This window comes from Anaerotignum faecicola, assembly GCA_024460105.1.
Taxonomy (GTDB): domain Bacteria; phylum Bacillota; class Clostridia; order Lachnospirales; family Anaerotignaceae; genus JANFXS01.
In genome coordinates, this window is the sequence record JANFXS010000403.1 from 1 (window position 1) to 419 (window position 419).

Consider the following 419-nt stretch of genomic DNA (forward strand, 5'->3'; position numbering starts at 1 on the left):
TTCTTTTTTGGTGTAATTTGGTTTTAGGCGCGGCGGGAGATCCCCTGGGCCGGGTTCTGAAGGATACCGCCGCGCGGAGTGCGTGTGTGAACGCCTTCTAAAAAGAATGTTCATGTTTCCGAAACTCTGAGGGAGTGACACCTGTGTAGTCTTTAAAAAGTTTGCAGAAGTATTTTACGTTGGGTATCCCCACAGCTTCTGATATTTCGTACAGCTTCTGATTGGAATTCAACAGAAGCTGTTTCGATTTTTCAATCCGCACATTTTGAAGACAATTGATCAGATTCATGCCAGTCTTCTTTTTAAACAGAGAACTGAAATAGCTGCTGTTCATGGAGATGAGGTCGGAGATCATACTTAAGTCCAGATCCAGGTAATAATTTTGCTCCATATAGGCGATAGCCTGGTCCACCGAAGAG

Annotated in this window: 1 protein-coding gene; it reads right to left on the minus strand. The window is 44.2% G+C overall.

Annotated features, from left to right (window positions below; genetic code table 11):
- Positions 1–97: 97 nt before the first annotated feature.
- On the minus strand, positions 98–419 hold a 322-nt coding region (locus tag NE664_14590), incomplete at its 5' end, for a helix-turn-helix domain-containing protein (protein ID MCQ4727863.1).